The following is a 1,420-nucleotide window of genomic DNA, read 5'->3' on the forward strand; positions in this document are numbered from 1 at the left end:
CTATGGAATCAATTAATTGGCTGGCTATTATAGTAGCCACGCTACTCACCTTTGTGCTTGGTGCAATCTGGTATGGACCATTATTTGGAAAAAGATGGATGAGAGAAAATGGCTTTAATGAAGAGGATCTCAAGAATGCCAACATGGCAAAAATCTATGGTACGGCCTTCGTTCTTGAGTTCATTATGACAGTTAATCTGGCATTTTTTCTTAATGGATTAAGCGTTCAGGAAGGGCTGATGTATGGCTTTGCCACTGGCTTTGGTTGGGTAGCCATGGCATTGGGTGTTAACTATCTATTTGCAAGAAAGTCAATGATGCTTTGGTTCATTGACGGTTTCTACTTTGTAGTAAGTTTTTTGATAATGGGAGCTATACTTACTGCTTGGACCTAGTTAAAAATGAATTGAAACTTATGGCCGGCAAATGTCGGCCTTTTTTTATCCCCTCTGAATAAGGAAAATGATATACCACACATAAGCGACTAAGAAGAAGAAACCTTCCCATCTACTAATCACTGGTCGTTTACCAATCACTACAGCTAGAATTAGCGCAGTACTGGAAGAAATAATCATAAAGATATCAGAGTTCGATATGGCATCATAAGGAATGTCTTTAATCGTAGCGCTAAGTCCTAAAATCCATAATAAGTTGAATATATTAGAGCCTACAACATTACCAACAGCAATGTCTGTGTCCTTTTTGAAGGCTGCTACCGCTGAAGTTACCAATTCAGGCAATGAAGTTCCTATTGCTATAATAGTTAAGCCAATAAACCTTTCACTCATTCCAAATGACTGCGCCATTTTAATAGCACCACCTACTACCCATTCCCCACCGAAGTATAGACCGACAATACCAATAACGATAAGCAAAATGGATTTGCCCATTGGCATCTCCTTATACTCAGCATCGCTAAACTCTGACTTCTTTTGCTTGGATACGATATATACATAGCCCATGAAAAGGAAGAAAAAGAACAATAGCATAATACCGTCAGTGCGGCTAATGGCCAATTCTGTTGATTTATGGAAAAGAGAAGCATTAGCTAGGAAACCAACCAACAAAGTTGCTGTTAGAGAAAAAGGAACTTCGATGAAGTAAGTGTTTTTAGTAATTGGAAGCGGATTGATTAAAGCTGATATACCTAGAATTAAAAGTATATTTGCTATGTTGCTTCCCAGTACATTACCAACCCCAATGTCAGGATTGTCATTATAACTGGCAATAAGGTTAACTAAGAGCTCAGGCAAAGAGGTACCGAAAGAAACAATAGTTAAACCTATTATTATGCTACTGATATTGAATTTTTTACCGATTGATGTGGCACCTTCAACCATTAAATCGGCTCCTTTGATCAGAAAAACAAACCCAACTATAAAAAGTATGTATATTAACATTTGTAATATTTCGTGACTTC

General features: G+C 37.5%; 2 protein-coding genes. One reads left to right on the forward strand and one right to left on the reverse strand.

Annotation, left to right across the window (positions count from 1 at the left end; translation table 11 throughout):
* Positions 1-395 (forward strand): DUF1761 domain-containing protein (locus E1140_RS00355; RefSeq protein ID WP_155177973.1); only part of this gene is annotated, 395 nt, incomplete at its 5' end.
* Between the two features lie 45 nt (positions 396-440).
* Here E1140_RS00355 and E1140_RS00360 read toward each other — a convergent pair.
* Positions 441-1,420, reverse strand: a 980-nt coding sequence (locus E1140_RS00360) for a calcium/sodium antiporter (RefSeq protein ID WP_246202639.1), incomplete at its 5' end; no start/stop codon positions are given.

The sequence above is a fragment of the Fulvivirga lutimaris genome, assembly GCF_009711525.1.
Taxonomy (GTDB): Bacteria; Bacteroidota; Bacteroidia; order Cytophagales; family Cyclobacteriaceae; genus Fulvivirga; species Fulvivirga lutimaris.